The following is a 22,120-nucleotide window of genomic DNA, read 5'->3' as shown; positions in this document are numbered from 1 at the left end:
GCGGGGTCGATGGAGCCTACGGGCAGTCGTAGGTGACGCCGTCGACCTCGAACGTGCCGGAGCCGAGCCCGTTGCAGGCCTCAGCGAGGCCGCCCACGAGAGCGAAGCCGCCCGCGATGAGGACGATCGCGAGGATGATGCCGAGAATCATGAACACGATGCTCAGCCAGATCGCGGCGGTCGCGAAGCCGTTGGAGTATCCGGCCGCCTTCGACTTGTTGCGCGCGATGATGCCGACGACGAGGCCTGCGATCGACACGAAGAAGGCGAGGATGAGCGCGACGATGCCGAGCGTGCGCCCCGGGTCCTCGCCGCTCGCGGCGCCGGGCGCCGGGTAGGGAGCCGCGGCGGGCGCGGGCGGAGCCGGCGGATACGTCGCGGGATTGCTCGAACCGGGGCCGGTCGAGTCGGGGGTGCCGGGGGTCGTGGGGTCGGTCATGCGCGTCTCCTGTCGCAGGCGGGGTGGCGGGCAGGAGCGCTGAGGCTCCCTCAGCGCGAACCCTAGCGGGCATCCGCCCCCTGCGACGGGGACTGTCGGTCACTGCTCGTTTTCGCACCGGGCCCGCTGACGCACTTAGATAGAGCTCATGCGTATTGGAATGCTCACCTCCGGCGGCGACGCTCCCGGCCTCAACGCCGTCATCCGCGGAGCCGTGCTCGTCGGCACGACCGTCCACACGCACGAGTTCGTCGGCTTCAAGGACGGCTGGAAGGGCCTCGTCGAGAACGACACTCTCCCGCTGTCGCGCCACGAGGTCAAGGGCATCAGCAAGCAGGGCGGCACGATCCTCGGTACGAGCCGCACGAACCCCTTCGAGGGCCGTGGCGGGGTCGAGCGCATCAACGAGGTCATGGCCGAGAACGGCCTCGATGCGCTCATCGCGATCGGCGGCGAGGGGACCCTCGCGGCCGCCAAGCGGCTGACGGATGCGGGGGTCAGGATCGTGGGCGTGCCCAAGACGGTCGACAACGACCTCGACGCCACCGACTACACCTTCGGCTTCGACACGGCCGTCGGCATCGCGACCGAGGCGATGGACCGCCTGCGCACCACGGGCGACGCCCACAACCGCTGCATGGTCGCCGAGGTCATGGGCCGCCACGTGGGCTGGATCGCCCTGCATTCGGGCATGGCCGCCGGCGCGCACGCGATCCTCATCCCCGAGCAGAAGACGAGCCTCGACCAGGTGGCCGAGTGGGTGCAGAGCGCCTACGACCGCGGGCGCGCGCCGCTCGTCGTCGTCGCCGAGGGCTTCACGCTGCCGGAGGACGACGAGCCGCACTCCGAGCGCGGACTCGACGCGTTCGGCCGCCCTCGCCTCGGCGGCATCGGCGAGCGCATCGCCCCGCTCATCGAGGAGCGCACGGGCATCGAGACGCGTGCGACGACGCTCGGGCACATCCAGCGCGGCGGCACCCCGAGCGCGTTCGACCGCGTGCTCGCCACGCGCCTCGGCATGGCCGCGATCACGGTCGTCAACGAGCACCAGTGGGGTCGCATGGTCGCCCTCCGCGGCACCGAGATCGTTCCTGTGCCGTTCGAGGAGGCGCTCGGGACCCTCAAGACGGTGCCGCAGTCGCGCTACGACGAGGCCGCGCTGCTCTTCGGCTAGACGCCCTCCTCGCGGTATCGAAAGCGAGAATTCCTCCGTCGGCATTCTCGGCCTTTGTTAGGCTGATCGTTCGTGTGCGCAATCGTGTGCGTGCGCCAACAACCAAGGAGAAACGTCATGTCCGACGAGATTTATCAGATCGGCGCGATCGTCATCTATTTCGCGGTGATGCTTGCTATCGGTTACTACGCGTACAGGAAGACCGAATCCCACGAGGATTACCTGCTGGCCGGTCGGAAGCTTCCGCCCTGGGCCGCGGCGCTCAGCGCGGGCGCTTCCGACATGTCGGGGTGGATCATGCTCGGCCTCCCCGGCGCGATCTTCGCCGTCGGTCTCATCGAGGGCTGGATCGCCGTGGGCCTCACGATCGGCGCGTACCTGAACTGGAAGTTCGTCGCCCCGCGTCTGCGCGCCTACACCGAGCGCTCGCGCAACTCGATCACGGTGCCGAGCTTCTTCGAGAACCGCCTGCGCGATACGAGCCGCGTGCTCCGGATCGCGTCAGGTCTCGTGATCCTCGTCTTCTTCACGTTCTACGTGGCGTCGATGATGGTCGCCGGCGGCGTCTTCTTCGAGCAGTCGTTCGGATCGACCTACCTCACCGGCATGATGATCGTCGCCGGCGTCACCCTCGCCTACACGCTGTTCGGCGGGTTCCTCGGCGCGTCGCTGACCGACGTCGCGCAGGGCCTGATCATGCTGATCGCGCTGATCCTGCTGCCCGTCATGGCGGTGGTGACGATGGGCGGGCTCGGGCCGACCGTCGACGAGCTGACTCGCGTCGCCCCCGATCACCTGTCGCTTCTCGGTGGCTCAGCGCTCACCGGCGCCACCGTGATCGCTCTCGTCTCGTCGCTGTCCTGGGGTCTGGGCTACTTCGGCCAGCCGCACATCATCGTGCGCTTCATGGCGCTGAAGGACGTGGCAGCCGTCACGCCCGCTCGCCGCATCGGCATGAGCTGGATGATCCTCTCCCTGGTCGGCGCCGTGGCCGGCGGTCTCGCGGGCCTCGCCTTCTTCTCGAGCCGCGGAACCGTAATCGACGATCCCGAGACGGTGGTGCTGATCCTGGCCCAGACCCTGCTGCACCCCCTCGTCGCGGGCCTCGTGCTCGCCGCCGTGCTCGCCGCGATCATGAGCACGGTGTCGAGCCAGCTCATCGTGTGCTCGTCGGTGCTCGTCGAAGACCTCTACAAGGTCGTCGCGAAGACCGAGCCCTCGTCTCGGTTCCTGGTCATGATGGGCCGCGTGTGCGTGCTCCTCGTCGCGGCCATCGGACTCGTGATCGCGCTCGACCCGGAGGGGACGATTCTCGAGCTGGTCGGCTTCGCGTGGGCCGGCTTCGGCGCCGCGTTCGGCCCGCTCGTGCTGCTCTCGCTCTTCTGGCGCAAGCTCACCAACTGGGGTGCGCTGAGCGGCATGATCGTCGGCGCCGCCACGGTGTTCATCTGGGACGCCCTGGGCTTCGAGCTCTACGAGATCATCCCGGGCTTCATCGCGAGCCTCGTGGTCACCGTCGCCGTCAGCCTCGCCACCTTCCGCTCGAACGCGGAAGTCATCGAGGAGTTCGACGACGCGGTCGCGATGACCGCGTCGGTGCCGACCGTCAGGGCCGGCCAGCGGTAGGCCGCATCGAGCGTCGGGGGCCGGGCGCGCGCCGCGCGCTCGGCCCCTCGTCGCGAGGTCTCGCGCGACGAGGGGCCGAGCGCCTCGTCGGCTAGCCTCGCGGGCATGACCCCGTTCAGCGCCATCGGCCTCATCGCGGCCGTGCTCGCCGCCGCCCTGCACATCGGATTCTTCGTGCTCGAGTCGCTCGCGTTCTCTCGCCCGAGGGTCCGGCGGATGTTCGGCGTGCGGGTCGAGGACGACTCCCGCCCGTTGCGGCTCTTCGCCGCGAATCAGGGCGTCTACAACCTCGCGCTCGCGGCGGCGGCGGTCGTCGGCGTCGGCACCGCCTGGAACGGCGACCTCGCGCTCGGCGTCGGCATCGCGGCGAGCGCGCTCGCCGTCATGGTCGTCGCGGCTCTCGCGCTCGCGATCTCGGCGCCGCGATTGTGGGCCGGGGCCGTCATCCAGGGCGCGCCCGCCGCGGTGGGTCTCGCGGGCATCCTCACGCTGCTGCCTGCCTGAGCGGGCTCCGCGTCGCGGACGCTACGGGATGACGGGCGGTCGGCGGTCGTCCGGGTCCATCGCGAACTCGGCGAGCGCCCGGATGAGCGCCTGCGCGGAGCGCTCCTCGGCGATGCGGTCGACGCGCAGGCCCGCCGCGCGCGCATCGAACGCGGTGCGCGGCCCGATGCAGACGACGACCGTCGACTCCGGCAGCGGGGCGAACTGGTCGGCGATCTGACGCGCGACGCTGCCCGAGCTCACGAGGAGCGCGCGGATGCGCCCCTCGGCGACGTCCTCCACGACGGATGCCGGGGCCGAGACCCCGACGGTGCGGTACGCGCTCACGAACCGCGCCACGACCCCGCGCTCGCGCAGTCCGCTGACGAGAGTCGGCTCGGCGATCTCGGACTGCGGCACAAGCACCTCGCCGTCGGTCGCCTCGCCCGGCCACTCCTTGACGAGACCGCGCGCCGAGTGGTCGCTCGGCACGAAGTGCACGGGGTACCCGGCGAGCTGCAGCGCGTTGGCCGTCGTCTCCCCGACCGCGGCGACGCGCGTGGTCTCGGGCAGACGGACTCCCTGGCTCATGAGCACGTCGACCGTCGTGGCGCTCGTCACGACGAGCCACGCGTAGCCGCCCTCGCGGAGGCGGTCCAGCTCGGCGGCCAGCTCGTCGGGGTCCTCGGTGCCGGCGAAGTTGATGAGCGGCGCGATGACCGGCGCGGCACCGAGGGCGCGAAGCCCGGCGGAGATGCCGTCGCCCCATTTGCCCCCGCGGGGCACGAGCACGCGCCAACCGAGCAGGGGTTTGATCACCGGCAGCGCACCGGTGGGGGTGCGGTCGATGATGGTCGCATCTCGGGCTGAGGAGGACATCTCTTTCATTGTCACCCCAACCCGCGATGCGACCTAATCGACCATCGCGACGCTCAGTCGTCCGAGAAGATCGCCCACGCGACGAGGCCGATGACGCCGACGGCGACCGCGGTCGCGCCGATGATCCACGGCACGGGGTTCTCCTCGTACGAGCGCTGCACGCGCTCGGCGACCTCGTCCGTGCGCTTCTTGACGTCGAACTTGTCCTCGATCGCGTCGAGGGTCTGCTCGAGCTTGAGGCGGGTCGCCTCCACGGAGTCGGTCACGGCTGCCTTCGCATTCTCGAGCGCACTCGGGTCGGAGCCGACCGGAGCCGCGCTCGCCGGCGTGGTGTACGGGGTGGCGGTGGTGGGGTTCGTGGAATCAGTCATGATGCTCCTCTACTTCCTCTGTCCGCGCACCGCGCGGACGTCATCCTTGACACTCTCGATGGTGTCGGTGGGGGTCGGGGGCATGCCCCGTTTGAGACTGCGGATGCCGGCTGCGGCGACGATGGCGGCGATGATGAGCAGCACGACGCCGATGATGAGGGCCGCGGCCCACGGGGGCAGCACGAGCGAGAGCGCGAGCACTCCGGCGGCGATGAGCACGAGCGCCGCGAAGAACGCGACGACGCCCGCACCGACCAGCAGGCCCGCGCCGATGCCGGCGGCCTTGAGCTTGCCCGCGATCTCGGCCTTGAGCGACGCGATCTCCGCGCGCACGAGGTCGCCGATGAGCCGGGGGACGTCAGCGATCAGCGCGAACAGCCCGCGGCGCTCGGCGGCGGGGGACGGAGTCGTGCGGGGGGTCGTCATGGGCGCACCTCCGCCGGGGTCAGGACGAGCTCGACGAGCCCGAGCTCGAGCTGGTCGAGCCGGTCGACGACGAGCCGCTCTTCGAGGCGGCCGAGCCGCTCTTCGCCGTGGTCGCGCCGCTCCTGCTCGCGGTGGAGCTCTTGCGGCCGGTGACGGTCGAGGCGGCCTTCTTGGCGTTGCCGCTGACGAACTCGGCGACCTCGGGGGCCTTCTCCTTGACGAAGTCCTCGACCTGGTCGACGCGCTCCTGCACGCGAGGGTCGTTCCAGAACTTCGCGGCGGTGCGGGAGATCTGCTCGTACTTCTCGCGCCCCGCCTTGGTTCCGAACACGTAGCCGACACCGAGGCCGGTCAGGAACAGGATCTTTCCGCGCATAGTCGTACTCCTCTTTCTCCACTGGGCCTGCGGGCCGGATTCGGGGCCCGCGGGACCTCCCCAGAGTAGTCGGGCGCGGTCGGGGCGTGAAGGAGACATGGAGCCCATTCCCAGACGCCGTCTCGCGCCGCAGCCCCCGACGCTGCCCCCGACGCTGGTCGCGCGGTCGCCCGAGCGCGCTGGAGCGCGGGCCGGGCCGCGGCGGCCGCGCGCGCCGGCGGCGCCGCCGCGCGCGCCGCGGCCCGCGGGCAGTCGGGCGCGATGCGCAACTCAGGAACGTCGGCCCGACGACGCCGTGATCGCCGGCTGCCTGACGGCCCCCGCCTCGCCCGTTCCTGAGTTGCGCATCGGCGACGCGAGCGCCGCTGGTCGCACGGTCGCGCGCGACAGCGCAGGCCGGGCCGCGCTACAGCGCGGGCGTCGCGGCCGCGGCCGCGCGCGCCGCCGGCGTCGCCGCCGCGAGCACGCGCTCGACCGCCGCGTCGTCGTGCGCCGCCGAGACGAACCATGCCTCGTAGACGCTCGGCGGCAGCGAGACGCCGTGCTCGAGCATCGCGTGGAAGAACGGTCCGAACCGCCAGGTGTCCTGCGCCTGCGCCTCGGCGTAGTTCTGGGGGGCGGTGTCGCGGAAGAAGATCGAGAACTGCGAGCCCGCCCAGGCGACGGTGTGGGCGACGCCCTCCGCCGACAGGGCGCTCGACAGCCCGTCGGCGATCGTGCGGGCGACGCGCGGCAGGTGCTCGTACACCTCGGGGCCCGCGCCGCGCAGCATCGCGGCGCCCGTCGCGACAGCGACCGGGTTCCCGCTCAGCGTGCCCGCCTGGTACACGGGCCCGAGCGGCGCGAGCAGGTCGAGGATCTCGGCGCGACCGCCGAGGCCCGCGAGCGGCAGGCCTCCGCCGATGATCTTGCCGAACGTCGTGAGGTCGGCGTCGTAGGGCGTGCCCTCGGCCTCCTCGAGCCCCCACCAGCCGGCGGCCGTCGACCGGAAGCCCGTCATGACCTCGTCGGCGATGAGCAGCGCGCCGTGCGCGTGCGCGGTGTCGGCGAGCAGCCTGTTGAAGCCGGGCTTCGGCGGCACGACCCCCATGTTGGCGGCGGCGGCTTCGGTGATGACCGCGGCGATGCGATCGCCGTGTGCGGCGAACACCTCGGCCAGGGCATCCTCGTCGTTGTAGGGGATGACGATCGTCTGGGCGGCCGTCTCGGGGGTGATGCCCGCGGAGCCGGGGATGCCGAGCGTCGCGATGCCGGAGCCCGCCTCCGACAGCAGCGAGTCGGAGTGCCCGTGATAGTGCCCCGCGAACTTCACGAGCAGCGGTCGGCCGGTCGCTCCGCGTGCGAGTCGGATCGCCGTCATGGTCGCCTCGGTGCCGGTCGAGACGAGGCGCAGCTTCTCGATGCCGCGGCGCTCGGGGCCGTCGGCCGGGGTGAGCGTCAGCCGGTCGAGCACGAGCTCGGCGAGCTCGACCTCGCCGGTCGACGCGGCGCCGAATCCGAGACCCCGGTCGACGGCCGCGTGCGCGGCGGCGATGACGTCGGGATGCGCGTGGCCGAGCAGCGCCGGACCCCACTGCCCCACGAGGTCGACGTACTCGGTGCCCTCCACATCGGTCACGTAGGGCCCGTGGCCGCTCGCGAGGAAGACGGGCGTGCCGCCGACGGAGCGGAACGCGCGCACGGGCGAGTTCACGCCGCCCGGCGTCACGACGAGCGCGCGCTCGAAGGCCTCGGCGTTGGTGGTGGGGGTGCGGCCCGAGATGAAGTGGGTCATGAGATGAGTCCCTTCTCGGCGAGATCGAGCGCCGCGTAGCTGAGCACGGCGTCGGCGCCCGCCCGGCGGATCGAGGTGAGTGCCTCGAGCTGCGCGCGGTCGCCCTCGATCCAGCCGTTCTGCGCGGCGGCGGCGATCATCGCGTACTCGCCCGACACCATGTACGCCCAGACGGGCACGGTCGAGACGTCCGCGACCTGCCTCAGCACGTCCAGGTAGGCGAGGGCGGGCTTCACCATGACGATGTCGGCGCCCTCGTCGAGGTCGAGCAGCGCCTCGCGAAGCCCCTCGCGCCCGTTGGCGGGGTCGAGCTGGTACGTGCGGCGGTCGCCCTGCAGCTGCGACTCGACCGCGTCGCGGAACGGCCCGTAGAACGCCGAGGCGTACTTCGCCGAGTAGGCGAGCAGGGCGACGTCGGTGAAGCCCGCCTCATCGAGCGCGGCGCGGGCGACGGCGGTCTGGCCGTCCATCATGCCGCTCAAGCCCAGCACCTGAGCGCCCGCCTGCGCCTGCGCGACGGCCATGTCGGCGTAGCGCTCGAGCGTGGCGTCGTTGTCGACGCGGCCACGGGCATCCAGGACCCCGCAGTGACCGTGGTCGGTGAACTCGTCGAGGCAGAGATCGGTCTGCACGACGAGGGCGTCGCCGACCTCGGCGGCGAGCGCGCGCGCGGCGACGTTGAGGATGCCGTCGGGGTCGGTCGCGCCCGACCCGATCGCGTCGCGCACGGCGGGAACGCCGAACAGCATGACGCCGCCGAGCCCGGCCTCTGCCGCGCGCACGGCGATCGCGCGCAGGCTGTCGAGCGAGTGCTGCTCGACGCCGGGCATCGAGGCGATGGGCTGCGCGTCCGTCGCGCCCTCGCGCACGAAGAGCGGCAGCACGAGGTGACGGGGCCGCAGATCGGTCTCGCTCACGAGCCGCCGCATCGCCGCGCTCTGCCGCAGACGGCGGGGGCGGATGCTCGGGCCGAGATCGCTCACTTGTCGCCTCCGAGAGGGGCGAGTTCCGCTGCCCCGTTCGCGAGCAGCTCGTCGGCGACGCGCGCGGCGAGATCCTCGGCGGGGTCGTCGGCGTCGTCGATGTAGAGCGCGTGCGCGCTCGAGACCTGGTCGCCCTCGGGCGAGTAGACGCGCGAGGCGAGGAACATCATGTCGCCGTCGATGAACGCGTGGGCGCCGAGCGGCGCTGAGCAGCCGGCCTCGAGGCGGCGGAGCACCGCGCGCTCCGCCTCGACCGCGAGCCGCGTCGAGCGGTGATCGAGAGCGAGGAGGGCCTTCTTGAGCGGGCCGCTGAGATCGCGACGGGTCTCGACAGCGAGGGCTCCCTGACCGGGCGCGGTCGGCCATCCGTCGATGCCCAGATATTCGGTGACGACGTCGAGGTGCCCGAGGCGCTCGAGCCCCGCGGCGGCGAGGATGACCGCGTCGAGGTCGGCCGTCATGGCCTCGATCGGCGAGCCGTCGGCGGCGGCTCCGGCCTCGCGGCCCAGGACGCGCGCGAGTCGAGTGTCGACGTTGCCGCGCAGCTCGACGACCTCGAGGTCGGGGAACCGGCGGCGCAGCTGGGCCTGGCGGCGGGGCGAGCCCGTGCCGACCTTCGAGCCCGCGGGCAGGTCGGCGAGTGCGATGCCGTCCCGCACGATCGCCGCGTCGCGCGCGTCGGCCCGCTTCGGCATCGCCGCGACCATGAGCCCCGGGTGCGGTGTCGTCGGGAGGTCCTTGAGCGAGTGCACGACGACGTCGCACTCCTCGGCGAGGAGCGACTCGCGCACGGCGGCGACGAACACGCCCACCCCGCCCATCGATGCGAGCGGCGCCGTCGAGACGTCGCCGTGCGTCGTGATGCGCACGAGCTCGACCTCCTCCCCCGTGCGGGCCGCGATCGAGTCGGCGACGCGCTGCGACTGCGCGAGCGCGAGTGCGCTGCCGCGCGTGCCGAGCCGGATCACGGCTGCAGGCCCGAGATGGCGGGCTTGAAGCCCGCGCGCACGTTCTCGCAGCAGCCGGGGCGGCACACGTCGTACCAGGGGCCGAGGGTCGTCTCGCGCACGCGCTCGTTCTTCGCGGCGCCGCGCAGGCGCTCCTCGACGAGGTCGATGAGTCCACTCACGTAGACGGGATCGACGCCGGGGGTCGGCACGCGGAGGGCGCGCAGCCCCTGCTCCTCGCACGTCTCCATCGCCTCGGTGTCGAGATCCCACATGACCTCCATGTGGTCGCTCACGAACCCGACCGGCACCATGACGATCGCGGTCGCGCCGGCGGCGGCGTGGTGGAGAATCGCGTCGTTGATGTCGGGCTCGAGCCACGGCTGCGTCGGGGGGCCCGATCGGCTCTGGTAGACGAGCTGCCAGTCGACGTCGGGGATGTCGGCGCCCTCCGCGCGCAGCTCGGCGAGCGCCTTGCGCATGATGACCTCGCTCACCGCGAGGTGCTGCGCGGCGTAGGCTCCGCCCTCGCCCCAGTCCACGTCGCGCGGGCCGCTGCGCTCGGCGTCGGAGGTCGGGATGCTGTGGGTCGCGAACAGGACGCGGGTCGTCGCGAGGTCGGCGCCCTCCGCGAGGAGCGTGCGCAGGGCATCCACGACACCGGTCACGAACGGGGCGACGAAGCCGGGCGCGTCGAAGAACTGGCCGACCTTGTCGATGCGCACCTGGCCCCAGAGGCCCGTCGCGTCGAGGGCCTTCGCGAAGTCCTCGCGGTACTGGCGGCAGCTCGAGAAGCTCGAGTAGGCGCTCGTCGCGAGGCCGAGGATCGTGCGGTGGCCGTCGTCGAAGGCCTGCTGGAGGGCCTCGGGGAGGTAGGGATCCCAGTTGCGGTTGCCCCAGTAGATCGGGATCCCCAGGCCGCGGCGGTCGGCCTCGGCCTGCAGCGCCGCCTGCAGCTGACGGTTCTGCTCGTTGATCGGGCTCACGCCGCCGAAGTGGCGGTAGTGGTGCGCGACCTCCTCGAGGCGCTCGTCGGGGATCCCGCGGCCGCGCGTGACGTTGCGCAGGAACGGGATGACGTCGTCCTGGCCCTCGGGGCCGCCGAAGCCGGCGAGGATGACGGCGTCGTAGGCGACGCCCTCCTCGACGTGGCCGGGCACGGCGTACTTCTGCGCGGTGTCGGTCGCCGCGCGGGCGAACTGCTCGCCCTCGTAGCGGCCGTCGGTCAGGTCGACGACGACGGCGAGGCCGTCGGGGCCGAGTCCGTTCGTGATGGTCATCGCACTACCTCCATGATCTGGGCGTCGAGCTCGGCGTCGTCGAGGCGACGGCCGGTGTAGAAGGGGACCTCCTCGCGCACGTGGCGGCGCGCCTCGGTGTAGCGCAGGTCGCGCATCATGTCGACGAGGTCGAGCAGCTCGTCGCTCTCGAGGCCGAGCAGCCACTCGTAGTCGCCGAGCGCGAAGCTCGCGACCGTGTTGGCGAGCACGCCCGTGAACGCGCTGCCCTTGCGCCCGTGCTCGGCGAGCATGTCGCGGCGCTCCTCCTCCGGCAGCAGGTACCACTCGTACGAGCGCACGAAGGGATAGACGCAGAGCCAGCCCTTGGGCTCCTTGCCGTACATGAACGCGGGCGCGTGGCTGCGGCTGAACTCGGCCTGCACGTGCACGCCCATCGCGTTCCATGTCGGCAGCAGCGTCGACAGCAGCTCGGCGCGACGCAGGGTGCGCACGGCGGCCTGGATCCGCTCGGGGTCGGGCCCGTGAAGCCAGAGCATGATGTCGGCGTCGGAGCGCAGCCCGCTCACGTCGTAGACGCCGCGCACGGTGACGCCGTCCGCGGTGACCGCGGCGACGGCCTCCTGCACGCCGCCGCCGCTCGCGGGGCGGTGCGGGTCGCGCCGCAGCACGACGTAGACGGTGTAGGCGAGCTGATCGCTCACGATGCGGTCCTTTCAGTGGATGCTGCGGGGTCGGTGCTGCTGCCGGCCGCCGCCTCGGGGGCGGGCGGGCCGATGATCTCGGCGAGACGGTGGGCGTGGTCGATGACGCTCGCGAGCCCCGTGCCCGACACCTGCTCGCCGGTGATGGGGATGCCCGGCGCGGCCTCGAAGCGGCCGGCGCGCAGCCAGGTGGTCGCCTCGGCCGCGACGACCGCGATCTCGGGGATCCTCACGCCGAGCAGCAGCTCGGCGTCGCGCCGCGCGCGGTCGGCCGTCGGCGGGCTCTCGTAGCTGAGCCGCACGACCTCGCGCCCGGCGGCCGCCTCGCGCACCCACGCCCACTTGGCGCTCACGTGCGTGAGGGCGCGGGCGGTGACGTCGGTGCCGCGGGCGACGAGCACGCCGGTGCCGCGCGGGTTCGCGGCGAGGGCGCGCGCGGCGTCGGTGCCCGCCTCGATCACGAGGGTCATGAGGTGCGTCGCCGTGCGGGTCGCGGCGCGGCCGTCGGCGGGAGTCACGAGGCCGGGGGCGGCGACGACGACGAGGCCCTCGCGGATCTCGCCCTCCGGCTCGGCGTCGGGATCGGCGGCCGCTTCGTCCGGGTCGACCGCGAGCACGACGCGGTCAGGGTGGACCTCGGCAACGCGGACGCCGTACTCGACGGTCACGCCGTAGCGGTCGAGCTCGGCGAGCAGGGCGTCCACGAGCATCCCCATGCCGCCGTCGAGGCCCGCGACGAGCGATCCGGCGGGGGCGTCGGTGCGCAGTCGCGCGACGGCGCGGGCGAGCGAGTTCTCGCGCAGCAGGTGGTGCACGAGCCCGGGGGCGACGCTCACGGGGAGCTCGTCGGGGTGCTTGGAGTGGATCCCCTCGACGACGGGCGCGACGAGCTGCTCGAGAATTCCGTCGCCCATGCGCCGCCGCACGAGCTCGCCGAGCGTGGCCGACTTCGCGCCGACGGGGCCGGGGAGCAGGGCATCCGTCATGCCGCGCCAGGCCGCCCGGCGGCCGACGACCGCGACGACGTCCTCGGCGAGCGGCGCCGACGGGATGCCCAGGAGGCTCACCGCGGGCAGCGGCACCGTCGTGCCCGTGCGGGCGTGCAGCCACGCGGGGGCGTCGAGCGGAGCGACGACTCGATCGGCGATGCCGAGGCGCTCGAGGTAGGTGCGCACGGTGCCGCCGCGCGTCGCGAACGCCTCGGCCCCCGCGTCGAGCGGGATGCCCGCGATCGTCTTCCGCAGGAGCTGGCCGCCCGCGCGGTCGTCCGCCTCGAGCACGCGCACGCGGTGTCCCTGCAGCACGAGCTCGCGCGCCACCACGAGGCCCGCGATGCCGGCGCCGACGACGAGGGTCTCGCGCATCAGTCGGACTGCTCTCCGTGGATGTAGCGCACGAGGCGCGTGAGCACGTCGGGGTCGGTCTCGGGCGGGACGCCGTGGCCGAGGTTGACGACGTGCGCGGGGGCCGAGCGGCCGCGGTCGAGGACGGAGTCGACGTGCGCGCGCAGCGTCGGCCAGGGTGCGCCGAGGAGGGCCGGGTCGATGTTGCCCTGCAGCGGGACGTCGCCGCCGAGGATCTCGGAGGCCTCGTCGAGCGGCAGGCGCCAGTCGATGCCGATCGCGTCGACGCCGAGGCCGCGGATCTCGCGGAGGATCCGGTCGGTGCCGAGGCCGAAGTGCACCTGCGGCACGTCGAGGCCGCGCAGGTGGTCGAGCGCGCGCTTGGAGTGCGGGGCGACGCGACGCAGGTAGTCGTTCTGCGACACCGAGCCGATCCACGAGTCGAAGAGCTGCGCGGCGCTCGCGCCCGCCTCGACCTGGGCGCGCAGGAACTCGCCCGTGACGTCGGCGCACCAGTTGAGGAGCGCCGCCCACGTGTGCGGGTCGCTGTGCATGAGGGCCCGCGCCCGCATCTGGTCCTTCGACGGCCCGCCCTCGACGAGGTAGGCCGCGAGCGTGAAGGGGGCGCCGGCGAAGCCGATGAGCGGCGTCGAGCCGAGCTGCTCGACCGTCAGCGCGACCGCCTCGCGCACGGGGTCGAGCGAGGCGGGGTCGATCGGGCGGAGCTTGAGCACGTCGCTCGCGGTGCGGACGGGCTCGTCGATCACGGGGCCGCGACCGCCGACGATGCGCACGTCGACGCCCGCGAGCAGCACGGGAACGACGATGTCGCTGAAGAAGATGCCCGCGTCGACGCCGTGGCGCCGCACCGGCTGCAGGGTGATCTCGCTCGCCATCGCGGGCGTCAGGCAGGCCTGCAGCATGTCGCCGCCGGCCCGCAGCTCGCGGTACTCCGGCAGGGAGCGGCCGGCCTGGCGCATGAACCAGACGGGGGTGCGCTCGGGGCGGTCGCCGCGGTACGCGCGGATGAGCGGAGCGTTCGCCGTGCGACCGTCGACAAGAGGATGGGAGGGGCTCAACGGCACCCGTCAAGGATAGGCGCTGGAATCCGAGAGTCCTCCGGGCGGAGGCGCGGTCGGCGCCGACGGGCGGCGCCCCCGCCCCGGCGGTTCACCCAGCCGACGCGCCGTAGAATCGGGTCGTGCTCCTGTGCGTCACCGCCAACCATCGCAACACGCCGTTCGAGGTCCTCGAGCGGCTCGCGGTCGACGCCCAGGCGCTCACAGGGGCCGTCCGCGGTTCCGACCCCGCCGTCCGCGGGGCGATCACCGTCGCGACCTGCAACCGCCTCGAGGTCTACCTCGACGTCGACGCCCCCGCCGACGCGACGCCGGAGGACGCCCACGCGATCGCCCGCGACTCCGTCTCGCGCGCCCTTCGCTCTCTCGGCGAGGATGCCCCCCACGAGGTCTCCGCGACCGCCGAGGTCCTCGACTCCCCCGCCGCCGTGCACCACCTCTTCGCCGTCTCGGCCGGGCTCGAGTCGGTCGCCGTGGGCGAGGAGGAGATCGCCGGGCAGGTGCGTCGAGCCGCTCAGGCGGCGCGCGCGAGCGGAGCATCCACCGGTCGCCTCGATCGCGTCTTCCAGGAGGCGATCCGCACCGCCCGGGCCGCGCGCGCGCAGGGCGATGCGAGCCGCACGGGCCGCAGCCTCGCCCGCCTCGCACTCGACCTCGTCGGCAGCCGCCTCGCCGACTGGAGCTCGGCGCGGGTCGTGCTCGTCGGCACCGGCCGCTACGCCGCCACGACGGTCGCGGCGCTGCGCGACCGCGGGGCTGAGCGCATCACCGTCTACTCGCCGAGCGGTCGCGCGCAGGTGTTCGGCACGCGCCACGGCCTCGACTGGACGAGCGACCTCACGACCGCGATGAGCGGGGCGGATGTCGTCATCACGTGCACGACGCGGCTGAGCCTCTCCGCGGCGGACGTCCCCGCCGAGGCGCCCGCGTACGTCGTCGACCTCGGGCTGCCCCGCAACGTCGACGCCGCGGTCGGCGAGATCGACGGCGTCACGCTCCTCGACCTCGAGACGATCCGTCTCCACGCGCCCCTCGTGCATTGGTCGGCGGAGGAGGAGGCGCGCAGCGTCGTCGCCGAGTCGGCCCACGCCTTCGTCACCGCCGCCGCCGTGGAGCCGTCGATCGTCGCGCTTCGTCAGCACGTCCTCGGGCTCGTCGACGAGGAGATCGAGCGGGCCCGCCGCCGCGGCGATGCCGACGGCCGCGTCGAGGAGGCCCTGCGCCACCTCACGAGCGTCTTCCTGCACACACCCTCGACGCTCGCGCGCCGGCACGCGGTCGCGGGTCGCGGAGTGGATGTGGCCGCCGCGATCGAGACCCTCTTCGGGATCCCGGTCGCGCGACCGGCGACGGCCGCGGGCTCGCTCGCGTCGCCCGTCGCGCCCGCGGTCGCCGCGCCGATCGCCTCGCCGGCGCAGCACCACGACCTCGGGTCGGCCGCGACGGCGTAGCCCGGCCCGATCGGCCGAGGTTCAGGCGGTGACGCGCTCGAGCATCGAGAGCAGCGCGAGCCCGTAGGCCTCGGGCGCCGACACGCTCGCGAACGCCGACTCTGCGCCATCCCCGTCTCGGAGCACCACGCGATACTCGTCGCCCTCGCGCTCGAGGCGCACGAACGCTCCGCGGAGCAGGTCGCGCAGCTGGTCCTCGCGGGGCAGCCACAGCGCGTCGTCGAGCGCCACGGAGTCGAGCGCCCACTCGGTCGTGCCGTTGAAGCCGAGGACGGTGCCGGTGGCGTACTCGTGGGGCTCGATAGTGAGGTCGCTGACGGTGAAGACCTCCGCGTCGAACTCGGAGCGGTCGATCTGGAAGCGGTCGCCGGAGGCGGGCTTCCAGCGCAGGCCCGCGTCGCGCAGCAGGCGGGCGAGGGAGGTGCTGATCACGCGGTGATGCTGACACGCAGAACCGGGTGCCGCCTGAGCGGCACCCGACAGCCTCCCGGCGACGAGCGACCACGAGACCGGTACCGGCCATCATGATCAGGATCGCGATGACCCCCAGACCACCCAGCGCGTTGGACGCACCGGTCAGAGCCAGGGTCGGCAGGCAGTCATCCGCAGCCTCGAAGACGAGGTTCCAGAGGGTCTGCTGCGCCGGGTTGCTCCAGCCGAAGCCGGTCGGGAACTCCTCGCTGGCGGGCTCGAGGCTCGCAACGATGCTCGGAGTCGACCCGACGGCCGCCGTGTACTTCGTGTTGCCGGCCACCACGACGCCGTCGACGGTCCAGATCACTCCGGGCTCGTTCGTCAGCGTGTAGCTGCCGGGGTTGCCGAGGCAGTCGGCCTGCGTCCACGTCACCGACGCGGTCGTCACGGGCGCCGTGGGCAGGCAGTCCTCGTCGAACGCGTAGGTGTACTCGAACGGCTCGTAGCCCTCATCGAGGAGGTATCCCTCGTCGGGGGTCGCGGTGACCGTGATCGTGTCGAACGGCGACGCCTCGTAGGTGACTGAGTCGCCCTCGCCGAAGCTCACGGGGAGCTCCAGTCCGTTGACCGTTCGCGTGTACGTCACGCCCTCGACGTCGGTGATCGTGTACGACTGCTCGAAGCAGTCATCCACCACGACGATCGGCGGCACGATGACCTCGGGGCACAGCGCCTCGTTCGGGCCGTCGAGCGTTCCCGTGAAGGTCAGCACTGTCCCGTCCTCGGATACCGTGCGGCCCTCGACCGGCTCGTCCGTCTGGAAGAACTTGGTGTCCTCCCCGATCGTGACGAACACGACCTCGTAGTCGAGCCCGTCGTACGTCACGCTGTCGAGCGCCGCGAGCTCGGAGTCGAACACGAAGCTCTCCTCGTCGAGCGACTGCGGGTCGAGGCACGTGGCGTCGATGAACGCGATCGAGGCATCCGTGATCGGCAGCACGCAGCCGTCGCCATTGGGGTCGGCGGCGTCGAGCGTTCCGGAGAACGTCCTCGTCGTGCCGTCCTCGCTGACGCCGTCGAGCGACGTGTCGAAGCGGTAGCCGTAGTCGGCCGTGAAGACGACCTCGTACTCGCGGGTCTCGGCGTTGTAGACCGTGATCTCGTATTCGGCGTTCTCCGACGTGAATCCGTCCTCATCGAGCGTCGAGTCGAAGAAGCAGTCCGCGTCGGTCACGGCGATCGCCGCGACAGCCTCGAGGCACAGCTCCGTGTTCGGGCCGGCGAGGTCGCCGGTCACGGTCAGGGACTGCTGGTCACCGGCGAACCGGTAGCCCTCGTTCGCGGTGAACTCGATCTCGTACGTGCCCGACTCCGAGCCATCGTCGATGACCTCGAACGTCGCGTTCTCGGCGTCGATGCCCTCCACGTCCAGGCTCTCGCCCAGCTCGCAGGTGGCGTCGATGACCGGTGCGACGTAGGTCGCCTCGAGGCAGAGCTCGGGGTCACGGTCGGCGAGATCGCCCGAGATCGTGAGCGAACCGGAAGCCCTCCAGCGCCGTGAACTCGACCTCGTAGCTGCCCGACTCAGATCCGTCGTCGATGACCTCGAAGGTCGCGTTGACGCCGGAGATCTTCTCCAGGTCCACGCTCGCACCGAGCTCGCACGTCGGGTCGATCAGCGGAACGCTCCCCGACGCCTCCTCACAGAGCAGCGGGTCACGATCGGCCAGCTCGCCCGAGACCGTCAGCGTCGTCTGGTCATCGGCGAACCGGTAACCCTCATCCGCCGTGAACAGCACCTCGTACGTGCCCGACTCAGAACCGTCATCGACAACGACCCAGGTGGCGTTCTCCGCATCGATGCCCTCGACGTCCAGGCTCTCGCCCAGCTCGCAGGTGGCGTCGATCAGAGGAGCCACGTAGGTCGGCTCGAGGCACAGCTCGGGGTCGCGGTCAGCGAGGCGAACCGGAAGCCCTCCAGCGCCGTGAACTCGACCTCGTAGCTGCCCGACTCAGATCCGTCGTCGATGACCTCGAAGGTCGCGTTGACGCCGGAGATGTTCTCCAGGTCCACGCTCGCCCCCAGCTCGCAGGTCGGGTCGATGAGCGGAACGCTCGCCGACGCCTCCTCGCAGAGCAGCGGGTCACGATCGGCCAGCTCGCCCGAGACCGTCAGCGTCAGCTGGTCACCGGGGAACCGGTAACCCTCCAGCGCCGTGAACTCGACCTCGTAGCTGCCCGACTCCGTGCCGTCATCGACGACCACGAACGTGGCGTTCTCCGCGTCGATACCCGCGACATCCAGGCTCGCGCCGAGCTCGCAGGTCGGGTCGATGACGGGAACCACGTAGGTCGGCTCGAGGCACAGCTCGGGGTCGCGGTCGGCGACATCGAGCGTCACGGTGAGCGTCTTGGAGAACGTCATCTCCCCGTCGACCTCGATCACGAACACGGTCGCGCCGGTCGCGAGGAACTCGATCGAGACGGTCTGGGTCTCCGGGTCGAACATCGGCTCGCCCCACAGAACGCCGGCATCGGCGACGATGATCGGGTTCTCCCAGTCCTCGCCGACCTCGCACGTGGCGGGCGGGAGGGTGAAGGAGGCCTCGACGACGATGCACAGGCGCTGGTCCTTGGGGTCGAGCGTTCCGGTCACGGTCAGCGTCTTCTGGTCACCGGTGAACCGGTAGCCGTCGTTCGCCGTGAACAGCACCTCGTACGTGCCGTCCGTCGAGCCATCGTCGATGACCTCGAAGGTGGCGTTCGTACCGGCGATGTTCTCCAGGTCGACGCTCGCCCCCTGCTCGCAGGTCGGGTCGATGATCGGGACCGAGCCCGTCGCCTCAAGGCACAGCAGCGGGTCGCGGTCAGCGAGCTCGCCCGAGAYCGTCAGCGTCGTCTKGTCGCCGGCGAACCGGAAGCCCTCCAGCGCCGTGAACTCGACCTCGTACGTACCCGAGACGGAGCCGTCGTCGATGACCTCGAAGGTCGCGTTGACGCCGGAGATGTTCTCCAGGTCCACGCTCGCACCGAGCTCGCACGTCGGGTCGATCAGCGGAACCGTGCCGGTCGCCTCCTCGCAGAGCAGCGGGTCACGATCGGCCAGCTCGCCCGAGACCGTCAGCGTCAGCTGGTCACCGGGGAACCGGTAGCCCTCGTCCGCCGTGAACTCGACCTCGTACGTGCCCGAGACGGAGCCATCATCGATGACCTCGAAGGTCGCGCCGATCACGTCGATGCCGCCCTCGTCGAGGCTCTCGCCGAGCTCGCAGGTGGCGGGGTTGATCGGCACCTCGACCGTCGCCTCCTCGCAGAGGCTCGGGTCGCGGTCGGCGACGTCCAGCGTCACCGTCAGCGTCTTCGAGAAGGTCGGCTCGCCATCCACGTCGATGACGAAGATGTTCGCGCCGGTCGCGAGGAACGTGATCGAGACCGTTCCGGTCGCCTCGTCGTACATGGGCGCGCCAGGAACGACGCCGGCGTCGGCGACGATGATCGGGTTGGCCCAGTCCTCGCCGACCTCGCACGTGGCGGGCGGGAGGGTGAAGGTGGCTGTGACCACGAGGCACAGGCGCTCGTCGTTGGGGTCGAGCGTGCCGGTGTAGGTCAGCGTCTTCCGGTCGGTCGAGACGCCGTCGCCGACGGCGAAGAGCGCGTCGCCGACCGCGGTGAAGACGACCGTGTACTCGTTGCCCACGACGTCGGCCGAGGTCAGCGTCGCGTTGACGGTCTGGAAGGCACCCTCGTCGAGCTGCTCGTCGTCGTTGCAGGTGGGGTCGATGAACGCGATCGACGCGGTCGCGACCGGGCAGAGAGTCAGGTCCGGCGGGTCGAGCGTTCCTGTATAGGTCAGTGTCGTGCGATCCAGCGACACGTTCTCACCGGCGGCGAACAGCGAACCAGGGGTCGCCGTGAACACCACGGTGTAGACGCCGTCGACGACGCCCGAGGACGTCAGGGTCGCACCGGTCATCTGGTAGCCGCTTTCGTTCAGCTGCTCACTCGTGGTGCAGGTCGGAGCGGTGAAGTCGATGGAGGCCGTGGCGACCGCGCACTTGGTCAGATCAACCCCGTCCAGCGTGCCGGTGAAGGTCAGCGTCGTGCGGTCGTCCGAGACGCCGGTACCGGCGGCGAACAGATAGCCCGACTCCGCGGTGAAGACCACGGTGTACACGCCGTCGACGACGGTCGACGACGTCAGTGTCGCGCCGGTCGCCGCGAATCCGTCGGTGTTCAGCTGCTGGCCCGTGAGGCACGTGGCGTCGGTGAAGGCGATGGATGCGGTCGCGAGGTCGGCGCAGAGCACCGGATCGACGGGGTCGATGACGGCCACCGGATCGTAGAACTCGTCATCGAGGATCGCCGGTGAGACGGCGGTCGGTGTCACCGTGTACGTGCCGGGAGGCAGGTTGGTCAGCTGGTCGTTCGGGATGACCACCCCCGAGGAGTTCGTGACGACGTAGATGATCCACTGCGAGGTGGCAAGAGTGATGGATCCGCCGCTTTCGCACGTCTGATCCGTGACCGTGTACCCCGGGATGGGGAGCTGCGGACGCGGACAGTCCTGAAGGGTCGGAGGGACCGGGAAGGTCGCGGTGTAGCCGAGAGAGTACGAGCGGCCCTGGCTGTCCGCGAAGTACCCGGTGCCGGTCACGGGGTCGAACCCGCTGCTGCTGTCGATGGTGCTGACACTCACCTCGATGGGGTTCTTCCCCTCCTTGTACTTCTCGTTGACACCGGGGGTGCCGGAGTACTTGCAGACCCAGACCTTGGTGTCTTCCTGAGGGGGGGCCGCAGTGGCCGCGCTCGCCCCGCCCGCGGCCATGCCGAGTGCGAGGAGGGTGGCGGTCGCCGCGGCAAGAATGCGCGTGCGCAACATGGTGTGCTCCTGGGGGTCGGAGCCGAGCGAACCAGCGGACTGGTACCGCTCAGTGTTCGGGTAATCAGAGGTCGCATGACCGAGCTCGGGGATATCTCGGACGTGCGTTCGGTCGTCGTCGGGAAACGGTGACCGTCGGGTGATCGGTGGTTCGGGTTCTTCGGGTGATCCGGGTTCTTCGGGTGGTTCGTCGGTGTGATGGAAAGAGAAGGAGCGAGACCGGGGCGACGACGCGTTTTCGGGTCGCATCGCCGCCCCGGCCCCGCAGGGCCGGGTACTAGCACAGCCTCCCGGCGACGAGCGACCACGAGACCGGTACCGGCCATCATGATCAGGATCGCGATGACCCCCAGACCACCCAGCGCGTTGGACGCACCGGTGATCGCCAGGGTCGGCAGGCAGTCCTCCGCAGCCTCGAAGACGAGGTTCCACAGGGTCTGCTGCTCAGGATCGCTCCAGCCGAAACCGGTCGGGAACTCCTCGCTGGCGGGCTCCAGGCTCGCCGTGATGGTCGGAGTCGACCCGATCGCCGCCGTGTACTTCGTGTTGCCCTCGACAACCACACCATCGACGGTCCAGATCACTCCGGGCTCGTTCGTCAGCGTGTAGCTGCCGGGGTTGCCGAGGCAGTCGGCCTGCGTCCACGTCACCGACGCCGTCGTGACGGGAGCCGTGGGCAGGCACTCCTCGTCGTACACGTAGGTGTACTCAAACGGCTCATAGCCCTCAGCGAGGAGGTAACCCTCATCGGGGGTCGCGGTGACCGTGATCGCGTCGAACGGCGCGGCCTCGTAGGTGACCGAGTCGCCCTCGCCGAAGCTCACGGGGAGCTCCAGCCCGTTGACCGTCCGGGTGTACGTCACGCCCTCGACATCGGTGATCGTGTACGACTGCTCGAAGCAGTCATCGACCACGACGACCGGAGGCACGACGACGGCCTCGTCCTCGCAGAGCTCCGTGTTCGGTCCGGCGAGGATTCCCTCGAATACGAGGACCTTGCCGCCCTCCTCCACGGTGCGACCCTCGACCGGCTCGCCGCTCTGGAAGAACTGCGTCTCCTCCCCGAGGGCCTCGAAGACCACCAGGAAGTCACCGTTCTCCTCGACCTCGACGATCGTCAGCTCCGCGAGCTCCGGGTCGTAGGTGAAGTTGTCCGGGTCGAGCCGCTGGGGGGCGTCGCAGGTCGGGTCGATGAAGGAGAGGAACGCGTCGGTGATGGGCAGCACGCACTCGTCGCCCTCGTTGGGGCCGTCGAGCGTCCCGGTGAAGGTCAGCTCGGTCTCCCCGCCCGCGAACTCGAAGCCGTCCTCCGCCGTGAAGACGACTTCGTAGGTGCCGTCCTCCGAGCCGTCGTCGACGATCACGTAGGTGCTGTTGTCGCCGCCGAAGCCGCCCTCGTCGAGGGTCTCGCCGAAGAAGCAGTCGGGGTCGGTTAGGGCGATCGACGCCGTCGCGACACCGGGCTGCTCCTCGCAGGACGGGTCGTCGCTCGGGCCGGCGAGCGTTCCGGTGAAGCTCAGCTCGGTCTCACCGC

General features: G+C 71.3%; 21 protein-coding genes. 6 read left to right on the top strand and 15 right to left on the bottom strand.

Annotation, left to right across the window (positions count from 1 at the left end):
* Positions 1 to 16: 16 nt before the first annotated feature.
* Positions 17 to 439 carry a DUF4190 domain-containing protein gene (locus ASC54_RS03200; protein WP_055857585.1) on the bottom strand — a complete coding sequence of 141 codons (423 nt, stop codon included), beginning with the start codon at positions 437 to 439 and terminating at the stop codon, positions 17 to 19.
* Positions 440 to 587: 148 nt separating this feature from the next.
* On the opposite strand from ASC54_RS03200, the gene ASC54_RS03195 reads away from it, so the two are divergent.
* The 3 genes from ASC54_RS03195 (at position 588) to ASC54_RS03185 (ending at position 3,743) form a co-directional block, all read left to right on the top strand.
* Positions 588 to 1,613: a 6-phosphofructokinase gene (locus tag ASC54_RS03195; protein ID WP_055857587.1), complete on the top strand. Its 1,026-nt coding sequence runs from the start codon at positions 588 to 590 to the stop codon at positions 1,611 to 1,613.
* 117 nt (positions 1,614 to 1,730) lie between these two features.
* Entirely contained in the window at positions 1,731 to 3,239 is a 1,509-nt protein-coding gene (gene putP / locus ASC54_RS03190; RefSeq protein WP_055857589.1) for a sodium/proline symporter PutP, read from the top strand.
* 105 nt (positions 3,240 to 3,344) lie between these two features.
* Positions 3,345 to 3,743, top strand: a complete 399-nt coding sequence (locus tag ASC54_RS03185; protein ID WP_055857591.1) for a DUF1304 domain-containing protein — start codon at positions 3,345 to 3,347, stop codon at positions 3,741 to 3,743.
* A 21-nt stretch (positions 3,744 to 3,764) separates the two neighbouring features.
* On the opposite strand, the gene ASC54_RS03180 is transcribed toward ASC54_RS03185, so the two are convergent.
* From ASC54_RS03180 to hemE, 11 genes are all read right to left on the bottom strand, one after another.
* Complete coding sequence (locus ASC54_RS03180) at positions 3,765 to 4,601, bottom strand: uroporphyrinogen-III synthase (RefSeq protein ID WP_082514813.1); 837 nt, start codon at positions 4,599 to 4,601, stop codon at positions 3,765 to 3,767.
* A gap of 53 nt (positions 4,602 to 4,654) precedes the next feature.
* Complete coding sequence (locus ASC54_RS03175; RefSeq protein ID WP_156376708.1) at positions 4,655 to 4,972, bottom strand: DUF3618 domain-containing protein; 318 nt, start codon at positions 4,970 to 4,972, stop codon at positions 4,655 to 4,657.
* A 9-nt stretch (positions 4,973 to 4,981) separates the two neighbouring features.
* On the bottom strand, positions 4,982 to 5,398 hold the full coding sequence (locus tag ASC54_RS03170; protein WP_055857593.1) for a phage holin family protein: 417 nt from the start codon (positions 5,396 to 5,398) through the stop codon (positions 4,982 to 4,984).
* Between the two features lie 19 nt (positions 5,399 to 5,417).
* A complete protein-coding gene (locus tag ASC54_RS03165; protein ID WP_055857595.1) occupies positions 5,418 to 5,774 on the bottom strand; it encodes a hypothetical protein in 357 nt (118 codons plus the stop codon).
* 406 nt (positions 5,775 to 6,180) lie between these two features.
* The gene (locus ASC54_RS03160) at positions 6,181 to 7,548 is read right to left on the bottom strand and encodes a glutamate-1-semialdehyde 2,1-aminomutase (RefSeq protein ID WP_055896611.1); all 1,368 of its coding nucleotides are present in this window, start codon (positions 7,546 to 7,548) and stop codon (positions 6,181 to 6,183) included.
* Positions 7,545 to 8,531 carry a porphobilinogen synthase gene (gene hemB / locus ASC54_RS03155; RefSeq protein ID WP_082514812.1) on the bottom strand — a complete coding sequence of 329 codons (987 nt, stop codon included), beginning with the start codon at positions 8,529 to 8,531 and terminating at the stop codon, positions 7,545 to 7,547. Before hemB ends, ASC54_RS03160 begins: the two co-directional genes overlap by 4 nt.
* The gene (hemC, locus tag ASC54_RS03150) at positions 8,528 to 9,499 is read right to left on the bottom strand and encodes a hydroxymethylbilane synthase (protein WP_200932264.1); all 972 of its coding nucleotides are present in this window, start codon (positions 9,497 to 9,499) and stop codon (positions 8,528 to 8,530) included. The genes hemB and hemC overlap by 4 nt, the downstream gene beginning before the upstream one ends.
* Positions 9,496 to 10,758 carry a ferrochelatase gene (locus ASC54_RS03145; protein ID WP_082514811.1) on the bottom strand — a complete coding sequence of 421 codons (1,263 nt, stop codon included), beginning with the start codon at positions 10,756 to 10,758 and terminating at the stop codon, positions 9,496 to 9,498. Before ASC54_RS03145 ends, hemC begins: the two co-directional genes overlap by 4 nt.
* Complete coding sequence (hemQ, locus tag ASC54_RS03140) at positions 10,755 to 11,420, bottom strand: hydrogen peroxide-dependent heme synthase (protein ID WP_369813314.1); 666 nt, start codon at positions 11,418 to 11,420, stop codon at positions 10,755 to 10,757. The genes ASC54_RS03145 and hemQ overlap by 4 nt, the downstream gene beginning before the upstream one ends.
* On the bottom strand, positions 11,417 to 12,784 hold the full coding sequence (locus tag ASC54_RS03135; protein ID WP_055896603.1) for an NAD(P)/FAD-dependent oxidoreductase: 1,368 nt from the start codon (positions 12,782 to 12,784) through the stop codon (positions 11,417 to 11,419). The genes hemQ and ASC54_RS03135 overlap by 4 nt, the downstream gene beginning before the upstream one ends.
* Positions 12,784 to 13,848, bottom strand: coding sequence for a uroporphyrinogen decarboxylase (gene hemE / locus ASC54_RS03130; protein WP_055857603.1), 1,065 nt, complete (start codon positions 13,846 to 13,848; stop codon positions 12,784 to 12,786). The genes ASC54_RS03135 and hemE overlap by 1 nt, the downstream gene beginning before the upstream one ends.
* 116 nt (positions 13,849 to 13,964) lie before the next feature.
* Here hemE and ASC54_RS03125 point away from each other — a divergent pair, with 116 nt between their 5' ends.
* Entirely contained in the window at positions 13,965 to 15,293 is a 1,329-nt protein-coding gene (locus ASC54_RS03125; RefSeq protein ID WP_082514810.1) for a glutamyl-tRNA reductase, read from the top strand.
* 21 nt (positions 15,294 to 15,314) lie between these two features.
* Here the strand turns inward: ASC54_RS03125 and ASC54_RS03120 are convergent, their stop codons facing one another.
* Positions 15,315 to 15,725 carry a hypothetical protein gene (locus ASC54_RS03120; RefSeq protein WP_055857605.1) on the bottom strand — a complete coding sequence of 137 codons (411 nt, stop codon included), beginning with the start codon at positions 15,723 to 15,725 and terminating at the stop codon, positions 15,315 to 15,317.
* A gap of 605 nt (positions 15,726 to 16,330) precedes the next feature.
* On the opposite strand from ASC54_RS03120, the gene ASC54_RS03115 reads away from it, so the two are divergent.
* Together ASC54_RS03115 and ASC54_RS12750 are read left to right on the top strand one after the other, a co-directional pair.
* The gene (locus ASC54_RS03115) at positions 16,331 to 16,573 is read left to right on the top strand and encodes a hypothetical protein (protein ID WP_162242488.1); all 243 of its coding nucleotides are present in this window, start codon (positions 16,331 to 16,333) and stop codon (positions 16,571 to 16,573) included.
* Between the two features lie 90 nt (positions 16,574 to 16,663).
* A complete protein-coding gene (locus ASC54_RS12750; RefSeq protein ID WP_156376707.1) occupies positions 16,664 to 16,807 on the top strand; it encodes a hypothetical protein in 144 nt (47 codons plus the stop codon).
* Between the two features lie 402 nt (positions 16,808 to 17,209).
* Here ASC54_RS12750 and ASC54_RS03110 read toward each other — a convergent pair whose 3' ends face one another.
* Positions 17,210 to 17,626 (bottom strand): hypothetical protein, encoded by a 417-nt coding sequence (locus tag ASC54_RS03110; RefSeq protein ID WP_055896598.1) that lies wholly within the window; start codon positions 17,624 to 17,626, stop codon positions 17,210 to 17,212.
* Positions 17,614 to 20,586: a hypothetical protein gene (locus tag ASC54_RS03105; protein ID WP_156376706.1), complete on the bottom strand. Its 2,973-nt coding sequence runs from the start codon at positions 20,584 to 20,586 to the stop codon at positions 17,614 to 17,616. The genes ASC54_RS03110 and ASC54_RS03105 overlap by 13 nt, the downstream gene beginning before the upstream one ends.
* Positions 20,587 to 22,120 lie beyond the last annotated feature (1,534 nt).

Source organism: Yonghaparkia sp. Root332, assembly GCF_001425665.1.
In the GTDB taxonomy this organism is placed as follows: domain Bacteria; phylum Actinomycetota; class Actinomycetes; order Actinomycetales; family Microbacteriaceae; genus Microcella.
This window is presented reverse-complemented; position numbering and strand designations above follow the sequence as displayed.

Bases quoted from the DNA above. Each gene is read 5' to 3' on its own strand.
- ASC54_RS03200 (WP_055857585.1), bottom strand. From the start codon at position 439: ATGACCGACCCCACGACCCCCGGCACCCCCGACTCGACCGGCCCCGGT.
- ASC54_RS03195 (WP_055857587.1), top strand. From the start codon at position 588: ATGCGTATTGGAATGCTCACCTCCGGCGGCGACGCTCCCGGCCTCAAC.
- putP (WP_055857589.1), top strand. From the start codon at position 1,731: ATGTCCGACGAGATTTATCAGATCGGCGCGATCGTCATCTATTTCGCG.
- ASC54_RS03185 (WP_055857591.1), top strand. From the start codon at position 3,345: ATGACCCCGTTCAGCGCCATCGGCCTCATCGCGGCCGTGCTCGCCGCC.
- ASC54_RS03180 (WP_082514813.1), bottom strand. From the start codon at position 4,601: ATGTCCTCCTCAGCCCGAGATGCGACCATCATCGACCGCACCCCCACC.
- ASC54_RS03175 (WP_156376708.1), bottom strand. From the start codon at position 4,972: ATGACTGATTCCACGAACCCCACCACCGCCACCCCGTACACCACGCCG.
- ASC54_RS03170 (WP_055857593.1), bottom strand. From the start codon at position 5,398: ATGACGACCCCCCGCACGACTCCGTCCCCCGCCGCCGAGCGCCGCGGG.
- ASC54_RS03165 (WP_055857595.1), bottom strand. From the start codon at position 5,774: ATGCGCGGAAAGATCCTGTTCCTGACCGGCCTCGGTGTCGGCTACGTG.
- ASC54_RS03160 (WP_055896611.1), bottom strand. From the start codon at position 7,548: ATGACCCACTTCATCTCGGGCCGCACCCCCACCACCAACGCCGAGGCC.
- ASC54_RS03145 (WP_082514811.1), bottom strand. From the start codon at position 10,758: ATGACCATCACGAACGGACTCGGCCCCGACGGCCTCGCCGTCGTCGTC.
- ASC54_RS03135 (WP_055896603.1), bottom strand. From the start codon at position 12,784: ATGCGCGAGACCCTCGTCGTCGGCGCCGGCATCGCGGGCCTCGTGGTG.